The organism is Pseudomonas sp. SP16.1, from assembly GCF_052682975.1.
Map to the genome: position 1 here is coordinate 4,332,992 of NZ_JBQYFZ010000001.1, position 16,261 is coordinate 4,349,252.

The following is a 16,261-nucleotide window of genomic DNA, read 5'->3' on the forward strand; positions in this document are numbered from 1 at the left end:
TCTCCTTATGGAGCCTGCGCCACTGGCGGCTTGCGCGCGGTGATATCGAACAGGGTGTAGCCCAGGGTCAGGTGCTTCACGTCCTTGGGTAGATCTCGATCGACGATAAAGCGCACCGGCATCTCGATGCGCTCGCCCGGTTGCAGCACCTGCTGGGTGAAGCAAAAGCATTCGGTCTTGTGAAAGAAGGCCGCGGCCTTGGACGGCGACACGCTGGGAATGGCCTGGGCGGTCATCGGCTCGTCGCTCGGGTTGTAGGCGACGAACAGCATGTCGCGCGGCTCGCCGGGGTGGACCAGGATTTCATCGGCCTGCGGGCCGAACTCCCAAACCATGCCGGCAGCGTTGGTGGCGAGGAACTGCACGCGCACCTGGCGCGCCTCGTCCGCCGTCTGGCTGCCCTGGTAGGCGCCGGCGGTCTTGCCGTTGATGCCGAAGGCCTGGCACATCACGTCGTAGATCGGCACCAGGGCGAAGCCGAAGGCGAACATGCCGATCACCACCAGCAACAGGCGCACGACCAGGCGACGGGTGCTCATGGTGGTCATCGCACTGCTCCGTATGGCCGTTTCATTTCACTTCCGGCGGCGTGCTGAAGGTGTGGTAGGGCGCCGGCGACGGCACCGTCCACTCCAGCCCGTCGGCACCGTCCCAGGGCTTGGCCGCGGCCGGCTTGCCGCCGCGGATGCACTTGATGACGATGAACAAAAACAGCAGCTGGGTGGCGCCGAACATGAAGGCGCCGATGCTGGAGACCATGTTGAAGTTGGCGAACATCATGTTGTAGTCGGGGATGCGCCGCGGCATACCGGCCAGGCCGACGAAGTGCATCGGGAAGAACGCCAGGTTCATGCCGATGAAACTCATCCAGAAATGCAGCTTGGCCAGGGTCTCGTCGTACATGTGCCCGGTCCACTTCGGCAGCCAGTAGTAGGCCGAGGCGAAGATGCCGAAGATCGCCCCGGGCACCAGCACGTAGTGGAAATGCGCCACCACGAAGTAGGTGTCGTGGTACTGGAAGTCCGCCGGGGCGATGGCCAGCATCAGCCCGGAGAAGCCGCCGATGGTGAACAGGATGACGAAGGCCACCGAGAACAGCATCGGCGCCTCGAAGGTCATCGAGCCCTGCCACATGGTGCTGGCCCAGTTGAACACCTTCACCCCGGTCGGCACGGCGATCAGCATGGTGGCGTACATGAAGAACAGCTCGCCGGTCAGCGGGATGCCCACGGTGAACATGTGGTGTGCCCAGACGATGAATGACAGGAAGGCGATCGAGGCGGTGGCATAGACCATCGAGGTGTAGCCGAACAGCGGCTTGCGCGCGAAGGCCGGGATGATCGAGCTGACCGCGCCGAACGCCGGCAGGATCATGATGTACACCTCGGGGTGGCCGAAGAACCAGAACACATGCTGGAACAGCACCGGGTCGCCGCCGCCGGCGGCATTGAAGAAGCTGGTGCCGAAGTGGATGTCCATCAGCATCATGGTCACGCAGCCGGCCAGCACCGGCATCACCGCGATCAGCAGGAAGGCGGTGATCAGCCAGGTCCAGACGAACAGCGGCATCTTCATCAGGGTCATGCCGGGGGCGCGCAGGTTGAGGATGGTGGCGATCACGTTGATCGCGCCCATGATCGAGCTGATGCCCATCAGGTGCACGGCGAAGATGAAGAAGGTCACCGACTCCGGCGCGTAGGTGGTCGACAGCGGCGCGTAGAAGGTCCAGCCGAAGTTCGGCCCGCCGCCCTCCATGAACAGCGTCGAGACCAGCAGCGAGAAGGCCGCCGGCAGCAGCCAGAAGCTGAAGTTGTTCATCCGCGGCAGGGCCATGTCCGGCGCGCCGATCATCAGCGGGATCATCCAGTTGGCCAGGCCGACGAAGGCCGGCATCACCGCGCCGAACACCATGATCAGGCCGTGCATGGTGGTCATCTGGTTGAAGAATTCCGGCTGCACGATCTGCAGGCCGGGCTGGAACAGCTCGGCGCGGATCACCATGGCCATGGTCCCGCCGAGCAGGAACATGGCGAAGCTGAACCACAGGTACATGGTGCCGATGTCCTTGTGGTTGGTGGTCAGCACCCAGCGCATCAGGCCCTTGGCCGGACCGTGGTGGTGGTCATGTCCGGCATGACCGTGGTCGATCACTGCACTCATGTCCTTACTCCTGAGCTTTCTTGAAGTCGAGGATGTCCTTGGGCGTGACCATGTCGCCGACCTTGTTGCCCCAGGCGTTGCGCTCGTAGGTGATGATCGCGGCCAGATCGACCTCCGACAGCTGTTTGCCGAAGGCGGCCATGGAGGTGCCCGGCTTGCCGTTGACCACGATATCGATATGGCCGGCGGCCGGCCCGGTGGCGATGGCCGAGCCCTTGAGCGCCGGGAACATCGGCGGCAGGCCCTCGCCGCCGGCCTGATGGCAGGCGGCGCAGTTGGTCTGGTAGGCCTTCTCGCCACGCGCCGTCAGCTCTTCCAGGGTCCATTCCTTGCTGGTCAGCTCGCGCTCGGCGGCGGCGGCGGCCTTGCGCTCGGCCAGCCAGGCGGCGAAGTCCTCCCTGGACTTGGCCTCGACCACCACCGGCATGAAACCGTGGTCCTTGCCGCACAGCTCGGTGCACTGGCCGCGGTAGATGCCGGGCTCCTCGATGCGGGTCCAGGATTCGTTGATGAAACCGGGGATGGCGTCCTTCTTCACCGCCAGCGCCGGCACCCACCAGGAGTGGATGACGTCGGCCGCGGTGATCAGAAAGCGCACCTTGGTGCCGACCGGCACCACCAGCGGTTCGTCCACCTCGAGCAAATAGTGCTCGCCCTTGGCTTCGCGATTGCCGATCTGCTCGCGCGGCGTCGCCAGGTTGCTGAAGAACTCGACATCCTCACCCAGGTACTTGTAGTGCCATTTCCACTGGTAGCCGGTGACCTGGATGTCCAGTTCGGACTCGGAGCTGTCGTAGATCTCGATCAGGGTCTTGGTCGCCGGAATCGCCATCAGTACCAGGATCGCCAGCGGCACCACGGTCCAGAGAATCTCGACGGCGGTGCTCTCGTGGAAGTGCGCAGGCTCCTGGCCGGTGGAGCGGCGGTGCATGATCATCGACCAGAACATGGCGCCGAACACGATCACGCCGATCACGACGCAGATCCAGAAGATGGTCATGTGCAGATCGAAGACCGAGCGGCTGACCTCGGTGACACCAGGCGACATGTTGATCGTCCACTCGGCATGCGCCGAACCCAGTGCCAGCCACAGCAGGAGGCCCATCCAGACTCGTGGATGTCGCATCATTGCGGGTTCCCCTTATGGTTCTTGTTATCCCGCCGGCGGAGCCTGCGGCTAAGGGATCGACTGCCGTACAGGGCGACGACGCCGGCACTCTATGCCCGCGCCCCCGCCCCTGACTGCTGGCGACTGCTGTCGAAACCTCTCCGTGCCTAAGCCCGTCCGGTTCCATCAGGTACTGCCTTTCGAACTCGAGTATAGACGGCGACTTTCAGCCCGCAACGTGGCCACGAAAATGACCGCTGCCACGCAACCCTTGTGCTAAACGCCCCGCAGGGCGAGGGCTGGAGAAATCTCGGCGACGTCCGATATAGCAGGCTCGCATAAGTATTAAGAAGTTATGACAATCGCGTCTTAGTCCGCCGCACACGCGGGCTATGGTAGACGTCCATGTCCTCAATCGCAGGAGCAGTCATGAGCACCGCCGCCATCCGCCAACTGATCGCCGGCACCCGCCAGCACGAAGCCGACCAGTCCTCTCTCAACCAGTACCTGCAGGACCAGCTGGAGCGCCTGCACCCGGCCATTCACCTGCCCGCCGTAGACGCCTGCAGCACCTTGCACGCCTTCGTCGTCGCCTATATCGAGCAGGTGCCGGACGTGCTCGATGCCGCCGCCGCGGTGGCGCGCGAAGCGGGCATCGAGGCGGCGATCGAGCCGGTGCTGAGGATCGCCGAGCAGTTCTTCCTGCAACCCCCGGCCCTGATGGCGGGGCACAACGGCCTGCAGGGCCTGCTCGACGAGGCCTACCTGGCCCACCGCCTGGTCGAGGAGGTCAACGACCGCTATATCGCCCACCTCGGCCAGCCGCTGATTCCGCTGGACACCACCCGCGCCAACCTGATCGCCCACCAGTTGATCGGCGAGCCCTTCGCCAACCAGCTGGACGAGGCGGTACACCACGCCCTGACCGGCCTGCTCGACGAAGCCAGCTTCGCCCAGCCCTCGGTGCAGGCCTACCGCGAGCGCCTGGCCGCGCCGAACACGGTCGCCGCCTGGCAACGCTGGCCCTGCCTGTCGCAGCAACTGGGCGTCGAGCTGCTGCTGCCCCAGGAGCGCTAGGCGGCCTGTGATTCCAGGCCGCCGGCGGGCGTCTAGCTGCGGTACGCCGGGCCTCGCCCGGCCCTGCCGCGAGCCCGAGCATGCAAGCGCTGTTGAACGAAATCCTCGATGAAGTCCGCCCGCTGATCGGCCAGGGCAAAGTGGCCGACTATATTCCCGCCTTGGCCGGGGTGCCGGCCAACCAGCTGGGCATCGCCGTGTACGGCAACGACGGCCAGCTGCACGTCGCCGGCGCGGCACGCACGCCGTTCTCGATCCAGAGCATCTCCAAGGTGTTCAGCCTGGTGCAGGCCATCGGCCACAGCGGCGAGGGCATCTGGCAGCGCCTCGGCCACGAGCCGTCCGGGCAGCCGTTCAACTCGCTGGTGCAGCTGGAATTCGAGCGTGGCATACCCCGCAATCCCTTTATCAACGCCGGCGCGCTGGTAATCTGCGACATCAACCAGTCGCGCTATGCCGCGCCGGCACTGTCGATGCGCGACTTCGTCCGGCGCCTGTCGGGCAACCCCGAGGTGACGGTGGACAACCAGGTCGCCGAGTCGGAATACCAGCACCGCGCGCGCAACGCCGCCGCAGCCTACCTGATGCAGTCGTTCGGCAATTTCCACAACGAGGTGGAGGCGGTGCTGCGCAGCTACTTCAGCTGTTGCGCGCTGCGCATGAGCTGCGTCGACCTGGCCCGCGCCTTCGGCTTCCTGGCCAACCAGGGCTTCTGCCAGCACAGCGGCGAGCAGGTGCTGTCGCCGCGGCAGAGCAAGCAGATCAACGCCATCATGGCCACCAGCGGGCTGTACGACGAGGCCGGCAACTTCGCCTACCGGGTCGGCCTGCCGGGCAAGAGCGGGGTCGGCGGCGGCATAGTCGCGGTGGTGCCGGGGCGTTTCAGCGTCTGCGTGTGGTCGCCGGAACTGAACACCGCCGGCAACTCGCTGGCCGGGATGAAGGCCCTGGAGCTGCTCAGCCAGCGTATCGGCTGGTCGGTGTTCTGAGCGACTACCGACCACCTGCCGCACATCGGCCCTGTCGTCCTGAGCCCAGCCGCCAAAGTAGGCCTGAGGCCCGGCCGGCGGGGCCCAGGCCCGTCCTCGGTTCAAACGCCGAACCAGTGCAAGGCCGCAGGACTGGTGTTCAGGTAGAGATGTTTGACCTCGCTGAACTCCTCCAGGCCGGCGCGTGAAAGCTCCCGGCCGATGCCGCTGGACTTGTAGCCCCCCCAGGGCGCCTGGGGGAAGGCGGCATTGTAGTCGTTGATCCACACCGTGCCGGCGCGTAGTCGGCGGGCCAGACGCAGAGCACGGCCTAGGTCGCGGGTCCAGACACCGGCGGCCAGGCCGAAGGGCGTGTCGTTGGCCAGTCGCAGCGCCTCGGCTTCCCCCTCGAATCGCTCGACGGTGATCACCGGGCCGAAGATTTCCTCGCGGGCGATGCGCATCCCCGTATGCACGTTGCCCAGCAGAGTCGGTTCCAGCCAGTAGCCCCGCTCAAAACCCTCGCCCAGTGGAATCCGCCCACCGGCCAGCAGCTGGGCGCCTTCCTCCAGCGCACCGTTGACCATGGACAGCACCTGATCGCGCTGGCTGGCGGATACCACCGGCCCCATCTGCGAGCCCTCGGCCAGCCCGTCACCTAGGCGGATACACCTCACCCGCGCCGCCAGCGCCCGGACGAAATCATCATGGATGGCGGCTTCCACCAGCAGCCGCGAACCCGCCGAGCAGATCTGCCCGGCGTTGAAGTAGACGGCGTTCAGGGCCTGGTCTAGGGCCACATCGAAATCGGCGTCGGCGAAGACGATGTTGGGGTTCTTGCCGCCCAGCTCCAGCGCCACCCGTTTGAAGTTGCCGCTGGCCGCACGCATCACCTTGCCGCCGGCCGTTGCGCCTCCGGTCAGGGAGACCAGGTCGACATTCGGGCTGGCGGCCAGCCGCTCGCCGATCTCACCCGGCCCGCTGAGCAGGTTGAAGACCCCCGCGGGCAAACCCACTCGCTCGATCAGCTGGCACAGGCGCAAGGCCGTCAGCGGCGTCAGGCTACTCGGCTTGACCACCAGGGTGTTGCCTGCGGCCAATGCAGGGGCGACCTTCCAGGCCAGTTGCAGCAACGGATAGTTCCAGGGCGCGATCAGCGCGCAAACACCCACCGGCTCGCGCTGGTTGAGGCTGATGACATGCGCCGGCGCTTGGGTGTTGGTCGTCCCGCCCTCGCCTTCCAGCAAGGCGGCGTAGAAGCGGAAGGTCGCCACCACGCTTGCCACGTCGGCCTGGCTTTCGCCCAGGGTCTTGCCAGCGTTGAGGGTTTCCAGGCGCGCCAGGTACTCGCCATCGGCCTCGATGGCCTCGGCGATGCGCCGCAGGATCGCGGCCCGCTCACAGACGCCCAGCCAGGGCCAGTCGCCTTGGTCGAAGGCCCGGCGTGCGGCGCTGATGGCGATGTCGGCATCCACCGCGCCGGCCACCGCCACCTGCGCCAGCACGTCCTCATTGGCCGGATTGATCACCGGCCGCAGTCCCGGCTCAATGGGGTCACGCCACTGGCCGTCGATGTAGAGTTGGTGGGTCGCCATGGGAATCTCCTGGGTTTGGGTTGAAGGTGGCGTCACTGTCGGCCAGGCCGCTGGCGCGCAGTTGACGGAATGCGGCGAAACGCTGGCGCATTGCGTCGATTGAACGAACCCGCCAGCGGAGGTCGCTCCAGATCAAGTCGCCCGACTTCAACTCCCTAGACTCGGAACCAGCCCCCCAACCCGAATGGAGTCCCCATGGACAAGCTCGATCACTGGCAGGCGCGGATCGACCTCGCCTGCGCCTTCCGCTGGGCCGCCCGCCTGGGCCTGCACGAAGCCATTGCCAACCACTTCAGCCTGGCGGTGTCCGCCGATGGCCGGCAGTTCCTGATCAACCCCTACGGCAAGCACTTCTCGGAAATCCGCGCCAGCGACCTGATCCTGGTCGATGCCGACGAGCCGAGCACCCTCGACCGCCCCGACGCCCCGGATATCACCGCCTGGGCCCTGCACGGCGCCCTGCACCGCAATCAGCCCCAGGCCCGCTGCGTGCTGCACACCCATTCGAAGTACGCCACCGCGCTGGCCTGCCTGGCCGATTCGCGGCTGCCACCCATCGAGCAGAACTGCATGCGCTTCTTCGAACGCGTGGCCATCGACGAAGACTTCGACGGCATGGGCCTGGGCGATGAGGCCGAGCGGGTCAGCCGCCTGCTGGACGGCAAGCCCGTGCTGCTGATGGGTAACCACGGGGTGATGGTGGCGGCCGCCAGCGTGGCCCAGGCCTTCGACGATCTCTACTACTTCGAGCGCGCCTGCGAGACCTACCTCACCGCCCTGGCCAGCGGCCGGCCGCTGCGTATTGCCAGCGACGAAGTGGCGCGCAAGACGTCAAAGCAGTGGCAGGAGTACCCGGACTTCGCCGAAAAGCACTTCGCCGCACTCAAGCGGATGCTGGATCGGGAAGAGGTGGAGTATCGGTTGTAGCCCAGAGGAATTCGGTGCTGCCGTAGGTTGTGGCTGAGCCCCGCGAAGCCCGACCTACGAAAACATCGAGCAGAAAAACCGCTGTCCCTAGCTTCGGGGCCTCCCCTGTGAAGGCGATTTCAATCGCTGGGCGGATCGCTGATCCGCACTTCCCTACGCCCCCTGACGGGTCAACGGCTGGCGCATCACCGGCGCGGTCCAGGTCTGGCTGCGATCCTCGCTGGGCGGGCAGCCGAAGCGTGCACGGTAGGCACGGGAGAAATGCTGCAGGGAGCCGAAGCCGGAGCTGGCGGCCACCTGGGCGACGCTGAGGCTGGTCTGCTGCAACAGGTTGTGGGCGCGGGCCAGGCGCAGGGCGATGTAATACTTGAGCGGCGACAGCCCGGTATGCTGCTTGAACTGGCGCTCCAGCTGCCGGCGGGACAGACCGACGCGGCTGGCGATGGCCTCGCAGTCCAGCGGCTCCTCCAGGGTCTGCTCCATCAGCCGCACGGCGCGGCGCAGCTTGCCCTCGTGCAGCGGCTCGCCCTGCTGGCCATCGTCCAGCTGGCTCTCCGTGGGCGCACGCACCTGCCCCACCAGCAGATGCATGCCGATCTCCCGCGCCAGGTCGGCATCGACGCTGTTGCCCAGCCAGGTGAGCATCATGTCCAGGGTGGCGGCGGCACCAGCGCAGGTCAGGCGCTGACGATCCAGGCAGTACAACTGGGCCCGCGAGCGAACCCTGGGGTAACTCTCCTGAAAGCCGGGCAGGTTGTCCCAGTGCACCGCGGCGTCGTAGCCGTCGAGCACGCCGGCGGCGGCGAGCAGCTCGGTGCCGGTTTCCACCCCCACCAACACGGCGCCGAACAGCGCTTGCTTGCGCAACCAGCTCTTCAGCAGGCTGCTGCGGCAATGGCGATGCACATCGAAGCTGGCGATGACGAAACACAGGTCGAACTCCTGCTCCGGACTGATCGCCGCCTCCACCTGACTCGACAGGCCATTGCTGGCCTGCACCGGCTGGCCGTCGCACGACAGCAGGGTCCACTGGAACAGCGTCTTCTGGCTCAGCCAGTTGGCGATGGCCAGGGGCTCGGCGACAGCGGCCAGCCCCAGGCTGGGAAACGCCGGCAACAACAGCAGGCCGACGCGCAGCGGGCTATCGCCGCGCCCCGGAGGGCGCTCCTTGGAATTCGGGCTATCCACGTTCGGCACCTCGCTCGAGTGCTCTGGTTATCGTTGTTGTCCACGCCAGTCCGGATGGCTCCACACCGGCACCCCGGCCGCAGGTAGGGATGCCTGGCCCCGGATCATATCGCTGGCCTTCTCCGCGATCATCACGGTCGGCGCATTGGTGTTGCCGCTGACGATGATCGGCATGATCGAAGCGTCCACCACCCGCAGGCCTTCCAGCCCGTGCACCCGCAGCTGCGGATCGACTACCGCTTCCGGGTCCGACGCCGGCCCCATCTTGCAGGTGCCGCTGGCGTGGTACCCGGTTTCGGTCACCCGCCGGGCCCAGGCGTCCAGGGCCTGGTCGCTGAAGTTCTCCGGCCCCGGTACCAGCTCCCGGCCTTTCAGTGCACGCATGGCCGGCTGCTCGATGATCTCCCGCACCAGCCGTGCACCGGCGCGCATGTCGGCACGGTCCTGCTCGGTCTTCAGGTAGTTGAACTGGATGCGTGGCGAAAGTCGCGGGTCGGCGCCGCGCAGGGTGACGCTGCCCAGGCTGGTGGGACGCATCAGGTCGATATGGACCTGGAAGGCGTGCGCCGGCACCAGGTCGACACTGCCCGGCTGCACCGCGAGCGGCATGAAGGTGAGCTGCAGATCCGGGTGCTCGACGCCCGCCCGCGAGCGAATGAAGGCACCGGCCTCGAAATGGTTGCTGGCGGCCAGGCCGTCGTGGCTGACGAACCAGCGCGCACCTATCCACCATTTGCCCGGCGCACGGGTCCAGGGATAGATGGACACCGGCTGCTTGCACAGGTACTGCACCACGGTGTCCGGATGATCGTTGAGACGCCGGCCGACGCCGGGCAAGTCGTGCAACAGCGGTAGGCCATGGGCGCGGATTTCCTCCGCCGGGCCAACACCGGAGAGCAGCAACAGGTGCGGCGAGTTGATCGCCCCGGCGGCGAGTATCACCTCACGCCGCGCCCGCGCCTGATGCACCTGGCCGTTCTGCTCGTACTCGATGCCGCAGGCGCGGCGCCCCTCGAAGAGGATGCGCAGGCTCAGCGCACCGGTCGCCACCGTAACATTGCCGCGCCGCAGCGCCTCGGCCAGGTAGCCACGCGCGGTGCTCCAGCGCTTGCCCTTGCGGGTGGTGCGATCCACCGGACCGAAGCCTTCCTGGCGATAACCATTGAGGTCACTGCTTTCGGCGTACCCTGCCTCCACCCCGGCCTGGACGAAGGCAGAGCAGAGCGGCGTATCGATGTTTCCGGCGGTGACGTGCAGGTGCCCGGCATCGCCGTGATAAGGGTCGGCGCCCCGCTCATGGTTCTCCGCACGGATGAAGTAGGGCAGCACCTCCTGGTAGCTCCAGCCGTGGCAGCCCTGCTCCGCCCAGCTGTCGTAGTCGCGGGCATGGCCACGAATGTAAACCATGCCATTGATGGACGAAGAGCCGCCCAGGGTGCGTCCGCGCGGCGTGCCGATGCGGCGATTGTCCAGAAAGGGCTCTGGCTCGGTGCTGTAGCCCCAGTTGTAGCGGCTGCCACCGACGACTATGCCCACGGCCGAGGGCATGTCGATGGTCCAGCTCCGGTCCAGTGGGCCGGCTTCCAACACCAGCACCTTCACCTGCGGATCGGCGCCCAGGCGGTTGGCCAGCACGCAGCCGGCCGAGCCCGCGCCGACGATCAGGTAGTCGAATTCATGTGCGGACATGGCGCATCCTCCAGCAGCGGGCTCAGGCCCGCTCCCCACCGTGGATGCCCTGGAACACCAGGCGATGGAAGTGGTGCACCAGATGCTCGCTCTCGTTGCTGCGCTGGGCGTCGATCATGTAGCGGCCCTGGTCGTAGCCGAGGGAATGCAGGCCCTTCTGCACGCTGATATTGAGCTCGATGTCCTCCGGTCCCAGCTCCTCGTTCATCCAGCGCATGCAGGCCTTGCTGACCTCTGCCGTTTCCTCGTTCGCGCTGTAGTAGCCGAAGCGCAGCAACGACCGCTCGGCATCCAGGGGGATCATGATGAAGGTGCCGAGGAATTCGGAGAACGGGAAGGTGTAGAAGGTGTTGTTCGGCCACATGCCGATGTTGAAGAAGCACTCGTCCGGGTTCGGCTCCTCGCGCAGTTTCACCCCGTAGGCTTCGCCGGCCTGGAGGTTGGCGGGGGCGATGTAGGTCCACCAGTTGTCACGCTTGGTCAGGCGGTAGCCCTTGAAGTCGATCAGCTTGGCCAGGTCGATGTGGCAGGGTCCGGACAGCTTGAAGTGATAGCCCTCGATGGAGTTGTCCATGATCACCTTCCAGTTGGCCGGGACTATCACGTCCTGCTCCTCGATCAGACGCATCCGCTCGAGGTCGGGGAAGACCCGGTGCATCTCCTCGTTGGCACCGGGGAACAGCTCGGCCAGGGACGGCGCGCCGGGATCGAGGTTGAAATAAATGAAGCCGCCCAGCTCCTCCACCCGTACCTGCGGGATATTGAACTGCTGCGGCTCGAAGTCCTTCATCCGTTCGCAACGTGGCGCGCTACGCAGGCTGCCATCCATCTCGTAGCACCAGGAATGGTAGGCACAACGCACCACGCCGCCGGTGTTGCCGCGACGACCCTCCAGCAGGCGGTTGCCGCGATGCTGGCAGGCGTTGTGAAAGGCGCGGATCTCGCCCTTCCTGCTACGCGCCACCACCACGCTCTGGTCGAACAGGTCCACCACCACGTACTGACCCGGCTCGCGGAACTCGTTCTTGTGCCCGGCGACGTGCCAGGCGTGCATGAAGATGCGGTCGCGCTCGGCCCTGAACAGGGCGTCATCGAAGAAATATCGCGACGGCAGGGTGAAGGCGGTTTCCGGGTCCTGCTGGTCCCAGCCTTCGATGGAGGTTTGCAGCTTGATGGCTTCGACGGATTGCATGATGGGGTTCTCCTCCCAGGTGTTGTTCGAGCGGCTCGGCGGCCTGCTTCGGAAGCCAATCTAGGGGAGGGTTATCCGGCGGAGTTGACGTCGAGCGACGAGTTGCCAACGCAAAAGATCAACGTCCTTGCGCGCCGTTGCTGGCAGCGGCAGAAGATGTCGTTTCCCATCAAGTCATGGATTCAGGCCTTCCTATGCTCGGCAGGCGAGGGAGCCCGAGAGCCCCGCAACACTCCACCGATGTCTGCCGTAGCCGCCCGATAGGAGCGTCCATCATGTCGAAGAAAGTCCTGTGCCTGCTCGCTGCGTCCCTGTTCACCTGTTACTCGCTCACCGGCCTGGCGGCCGAACCGGCCGCTTGCCGGGTCGTGCGTATGGCGGAAGTCGGCTGGGCCGATATTGCCGCGACCACCGGCCTGGCCAGCACCCTGCTCAGGGGCCTGGGCTACAAGCCGCAAACCCAGCTGACCTCCATTCCCATGGCCTACATGGGCATGGAGAAAGGCAATATCGATGCCTACCTTGGTGCCTGGATGCCCTCGATGGAGGTGATTGCCAAGCCCTTTCTGGACAAGGGCAGCGTGGAGCGGGTTCGCACCAACCTGCAGGGCGCCAAGTACACCCTGGCGGTGCCGGAATACACCTTCAACGCCGGTCTCAGGGACTTCAGCGACATCGGCCGCTTCCGCCAGCAGCTGGAAGAGCGCATCTACGGCATCGAGCCGGGCAACGACGGCAATCTCCTGATCCAGGGACTGATCGACGCGGGTCAGTTCGGTCTCGACGGATTCAAGCTGGTGGAATCCAGCGAAGCCGGCATGCTGGTACAGGTGCGCCGCGCCGTGCAGGCGCAGAAGCCCTTGGTGTTCCTGGCGTGGGAACCGCACCCGATGAACACCAGGTTCGCCATCCGTTACCTCAGCGGCGGCGACGCCAGCTTTGGCCCCAACTACGGTAGCGCCGTGGTGGATACCCACACCCGCAAGGGCTATGCCAAGGAGTGCGGCAATGTCGGCAGGCTGCTGAACAATCTGGAGTTCAGCCTGGCCATGGAGAATCAGATCATGGCCGCCATCCTCGACGACAAGCAGCAACCGGAGGCCGCCGCCAAGGCCTGGCTCAAGGCCAATCCGCAGGTACTGGACGGCTGGCTCGCGGGCGTGACCACCGTCGACGGCGGACAGCCACTGCCCGCGGTGAGGAGCAGCCTGGGCCTTTAGGTTGCCGCCACGCAGTGCCAAGCCCAACGAACGCACGTCAGAGCCGTTGGGCATTGCTGCGCCTGGGATGGGGTGCGGAAACGATCGCGCCTTGCCGATCCAGCCAAGCAGCGCCCGGCGGGAGGAAAAAGCGCCGCCCCCTAAAGCAGCTTGCGGTACTGGACGAAACCGGAGCGCTCGCCGATGCGCTCGTAGAGCAGCATGGCCTGGCTGTTGCTCTCGTGGGTCAGCCAATGCACCCGCGCGCAGCCGGCCGCGCGCGCCCGCTCGTAGACGTGCTGGATCAGCTGGCGGCCGACACCAGCGCTGCGCTGGCCCTTGGCGACGAACAGGTCCTGCAGGTAGCAGTAGTCGCCGACCGTCCAGGTCGAGCGGTGCATCACCCAGTGCACCAGGCCGACCGCTTCGTCACCCTGCCAGGCCAGCGCCGCGCCCATCGGCTCGGCCGGATCGAGAAAGCGCTGCCAGGTGACGGCGCTGGTCTCGGCCGGGATATCGGTCATGTAGAAGCGCTGGTAGCCCTGCCACAGCGGCAGCCAGGCCTCGTGATCGGCGGCACCGACGGGACGGATCTCGACACTCATGGCTTGCCTCCTGCTGGACGTGAGGATTCAGTCGTTCATCTCACCACAGAGATCGCGCGCCAGCCAGTGTTCCACCTCGGCCTGCGTCAACCCGGCGCCGAGCAGGGCGAACAACTTGCCCAGCGCCGCTTCGCGGGTCATGCCGCCACAGGACACCAGGCCGGCCTCGGCCAGGCGGCTGCCGGCGGCATATACGCCGAACTCGACATGCCCCTGCGGACACTGGCTGATCGCCGCCAGCACCACGCCACGTGCGTGCGCCTCGTTCAGGGCGGCCATCAGCTCGACATCGCCGGCCGGGCCGGTGCCACTGCCGTAGCATTCCAGCAGCAAGCCCTGCACGCCGCTGCCCAGCAGGGCGCGCAGATGCGACGCCTGCAGCGCCGGATGCAGCGGCAGCACGGCCAGGTTCACCGCCCGGCGCACCTGGCGATAGTCGATGCGCGCATCGATGGCGGCATGCTCGGCGCGGCGCCGGCGCGGCAGCACCTGGAAGGCGTCGAAGGCGTCGCTGCGCAGCTTGGAGCAGCGCGCACCATGCAGCAGCTGGCCATTGAAGTACAGGTGCACGCCCGGCGCCACACCGCGCTGCAGCGCACGCATGGCGCCGAACAGGTTGGGCCAGGCATCGCCGCCGGGCACACCGGCCGGCTGCATGGCGCCGGTCAGCAGCACCGGCACCTGCAGGCCGAGCAGCAAAAAGCTCAGCGCCGCGGCGCTGTAGGCCAGGGTGTCGGTGCCGTGCAGCACCAGCACGGCGTCGTGGCCATCGGCCTCGACCGCCGCGACTATGACGTCGCGCAGGGCCAGCCAGTGGCCGGGGTTCATGTTGGCGCTGTCGAGCAGCGGCAGCAGCTCGCGAAACGTCCACTGCGGCAGCTCGCCGGCATTCTCGCCGGCCTGCTGCGCGCGCATCCGCGCCTCGAAGCCGGAGGCCGGGGCCAGGCCGTCCGCGCTCATCTGCATGCCGATGGTGCCGCCGGTGTAAAGCACCAGCAGCTTTTCTGGGGTCGCCATGGGCTCTCCTCGCAAATCATGGGCAAAAGAAAGGGGGCCTGAGCCCCCTCCTTCCACATATGGGTCAGCTCAGCGCTGGTATACGCGGTCGCCGATCTCGGCCTGATCGACGGCCGTCGGCTTGACCGCCTGACCGCCCCACACCGCCGGATCGAGGTCCAGATCGGCGAACTGCCTGGCGTCGAATACCGGGGACTCTACACCAGCCTTGATCTGGCTGTCGTAGTCGCGCATCAGGCGCAGGCCGACCTTGAACAGCAGCGCCAGGGCCACCAGGTTGGCGATGGCCAACAGGCCCATGGTCACGTCGGCGAAGGCGAACACGGTGCCCAGGTCCTGCACCGAACCCCACAACACCAGGCCGACCACCAGCACGCGGTAGACCATCACCGGGCCGCGTTTCTCGCTGAAGAAGCCCAGGGCGTTCTCGCCGAGGTAGTAGTTGTAGATCAGGGTGGTGAAGACGAACAGCAGCAGCGCCAGGCTGACGAATACCCGGCCCCACTCGCCAACCACGGCGGCCACGGCGCTCTGGGTCAGGACCACGCCGGCCTGTTCCATGCCCGGCTGGTAGACGCCGGACAGCAGGATGATCAGCGCGGTGCAGCTGCACAGGATCAGGGTGTCGATGAACACGCTGAGCGACTGCACGATGCCCTGCGCGGCCGGGTGCTTGACTTCGGCCACCGCGGCCACGTTCGGCGCGCTGCCCAGGCCCGCCTCGTTGGAGAACAGGCCGCGCTTGACGCCCATGAGGATCGCCGCGCCGATGCCGCCGGCGAAGGCCGGCTCGAGGCCGAAGGCGCTGTTGAAGATCAGGGCGAACACCGCCGGCACTTCCGCCAGGTTCAGGCCGATCACCAGCAGGGCCATGGCCAGGTAGGAGAAGGCCATCACCGGCACCAGCACGTCGGCGAACTTGGCGATGCGCTGGATGCCGCCGAAGATGATCAGGCCGATCACCGCGGTCAGGGCCACGCCGCTGACCAGGGTCGGCACGCCGAAGGTGTCGTGCAGCGAGCTGGCCACGGTGAAGGACTGCACGGCGTTGAAGCCGAAGCCGAAGGTCACCAGCAGCAAGATCGACACCACGATGCCCAGCCAGCGCTGGCCGAGGCCGTGCTGGATATAGAAGGCCGGGCCGCCACGGTAGCTGCCGTCGGGCTCGCGGCGCTTGTACAGCTGGGCCAGGGAGCACTCGAAGTAGCTGGTGGCCATGCCGACCAGGGCCACGACCCACATCCAGAAGATTGCGCCGGGGCCACCGAGCATGATTGCCACCGACACACCGGCGATGTTGCCGGCGCCGACGCGGCCGGCCACCGACAGCATCAGCGCCTGGAACGAACTGAGCTGGCCGGGCTGACGCTGGAACGCCTCGGCGAAGATGCGGAACATGCTGCCGAAGTAACGGAACTGGACGAAGCGCGAGGCGACGGTGAAGAACAGGCCGAGACCGATCAGCATCACGATCAGCAGCTTGCTCCAGATAAGGTCGTTGAGAAGATCGAGCATGGGAGGCTTTCTCTCTTGTTG

At 66.3% G+C, this 16,261-nt stretch carries 14 protein-coding genes; 4 read left to right on the plus strand and 10 right to left on the minus strand.

The annotated features are described in order from the left end of the window. Positions 1 to 5 precede the first annotated feature (5 nt). Genes ACUTAF_RS20450 through coxB form a run of 3 tightly spaced genes read right to left on the minus strand, consistent with a single transcriptional unit; the run spans position 6 to position 3,289 of the window. On the minus strand, positions 6 to 548 hold the full coding sequence (locus tag ACUTAF_RS20450) for a cytochrome c oxidase assembly protein (RefSeq protein ID WP_445581682.1): 543 nt from the start codon (positions 546 to 548) through the stop codon (positions 6 to 8). 22 nt (positions 549 to 570) lie between these two features. Next, positions 571 to 2,160 carry a cytochrome c oxidase subunit I gene (gene ctaD / locus ACUTAF_RS20455; RefSeq protein ID WP_445581683.1) on the minus strand — a complete coding sequence of 530 codons (1,590 nt, stop codon included), beginning with the start codon at positions 2,158 to 2,160 and terminating at the stop codon, positions 571 to 573. A 4-nt stretch (positions 2,161 to 2,164) separates the two neighbouring features. Then, on the minus strand, positions 2,165 to 3,289 hold the full coding sequence (gene coxB, locus ACUTAF_RS20460) for a cytochrome c oxidase subunit II (RefSeq protein ID WP_445581684.1): 1,125 nt from the start codon (positions 3,287 to 3,289) through the stop codon (positions 2,165 to 2,167). 408 nt (positions 3,290 to 3,697) lie between these two features. Between coxB and ACUTAF_RS20465 the strand changes: the two genes are divergently transcribed. Both ACUTAF_RS20465 and glsB read left to right on the plus strand, forming a co-directional pair. After that, positions 3,698 to 4,345, plus strand: coding sequence for a hypothetical protein (locus ACUTAF_RS20465; RefSeq protein WP_445581685.1), 648 nt, complete (start codon positions 3,698 to 3,700; stop codon positions 4,343 to 4,345). Between the two features lie 80 nt (positions 4,346 to 4,425). Next, on the plus strand, positions 4,426 to 5,334 hold the full coding sequence (gene glsB / locus ACUTAF_RS20470; protein WP_445581686.1) for a glutaminase B: 909 nt from the start codon (positions 4,426 to 4,428) through the stop codon (positions 5,332 to 5,334). Positions 5,335 to 5,435: 101 nt separating this feature from the next. Here the strand turns inward: glsB and ACUTAF_RS20475 are convergent, their stop codons facing one another. After that, the gene (locus ACUTAF_RS20475; protein ID WP_445581687.1) at positions 5,436 to 6,908 is read right to left on the minus strand and encodes an aldehyde dehydrogenase family protein; all 1,473 of its coding nucleotides are present in this window, start codon (positions 6,906 to 6,908) and stop codon (positions 5,436 to 5,438) included. Between the two features lie 195 nt (positions 6,909 to 7,103). On the opposite strand from ACUTAF_RS20475, the gene ACUTAF_RS20480 reads away from it, so the two are divergent. Next, complete coding sequence (locus tag ACUTAF_RS20480; RefSeq protein WP_445581688.1) at positions 7,104 to 7,835, plus strand: class II aldolase and adducin N-terminal domain-containing protein; 732 nt, start codon at positions 7,104 to 7,106, stop codon at positions 7,833 to 7,835. 153 nt (positions 7,836 to 7,988) lie between these two features. On the opposite strand, the gene ACUTAF_RS20485 is transcribed toward ACUTAF_RS20480, so the two are convergent. From ACUTAF_RS20485 to ACUTAF_RS20495, 3 genes are read right to left on the minus strand one after another with little or no spacing between them, the layout of a single operon-like run. Continuing rightward, positions 7,989 to 9,023 carry a GlxA family transcriptional regulator gene (locus tag ACUTAF_RS20485; protein ID WP_445581689.1) on the minus strand — a complete coding sequence of 345 codons (1,035 nt, stop codon included), beginning with the start codon at positions 9,021 to 9,023 and terminating at the stop codon, positions 7,989 to 7,991. Positions 9,024 to 9,050: 27 nt separating this feature from the next. Beyond that, positions 9,051 to 10,712 carry a choline dehydrogenase gene (locus tag ACUTAF_RS20490; RefSeq protein WP_445581690.1) on the minus strand — a complete coding sequence of 554 codons (1,662 nt, stop codon included), beginning with the start codon at positions 10,710 to 10,712 and terminating at the stop codon, positions 9,051 to 9,053. A gap of 22 nt (positions 10,713 to 10,734) precedes the next feature. Then, positions 10,735 to 11,904 (minus strand): aromatic ring-hydroxylating oxygenase subunit alpha, encoded by a 1,170-nt coding sequence (locus ACUTAF_RS20495; RefSeq protein ID WP_445581691.1) that lies wholly within the window; start codon positions 11,902 to 11,904, stop codon positions 10,735 to 10,737. A gap of 275 nt (positions 11,905 to 12,179) precedes the next feature. Here ACUTAF_RS20495 and ACUTAF_RS20500 point away from each other — a divergent pair, with 275 nt between their 5' ends. After that, positions 12,180 to 13,124, plus strand: coding sequence for a choline ABC transporter substrate-binding protein (locus ACUTAF_RS20500; RefSeq protein WP_445581692.1), 945 nt, complete (start codon positions 12,180 to 12,182; stop codon positions 13,122 to 13,124). A gap of 140 nt (positions 13,125 to 13,264) precedes the next feature. On the opposite strand, the gene ACUTAF_RS20505 is transcribed toward ACUTAF_RS20500, so the two are convergent. From ACUTAF_RS20505 to ACUTAF_RS20515, 3 genes are all read right to left on the minus strand, one after another. Beyond that, positions 13,265 to 13,708, minus strand: a complete 444-nt coding sequence (locus ACUTAF_RS20505; protein ID WP_445581693.1) for a GNAT family N-acetyltransferase — start codon at positions 13,706 to 13,708, stop codon at positions 13,265 to 13,267. Between the two features lie 27 nt (positions 13,709 to 13,735). Beyond that, entirely contained in the window at positions 13,736 to 14,725 is a 990-nt protein-coding gene (locus ACUTAF_RS20510) for an asparaginase (RefSeq protein WP_445581694.1), read from the minus strand. 69 nt (positions 14,726 to 14,794) lie between these two features. After that, positions 14,795 to 16,240 (minus strand): alanine/glycine:cation symporter family protein, encoded by a 1,446-nt coding sequence (locus tag ACUTAF_RS20515; protein ID WP_445581695.1) that lies wholly within the window; start codon positions 16,238 to 16,240, stop codon positions 14,795 to 14,797. Positions 16,241 to 16,261 lie beyond the last annotated feature (21 nt).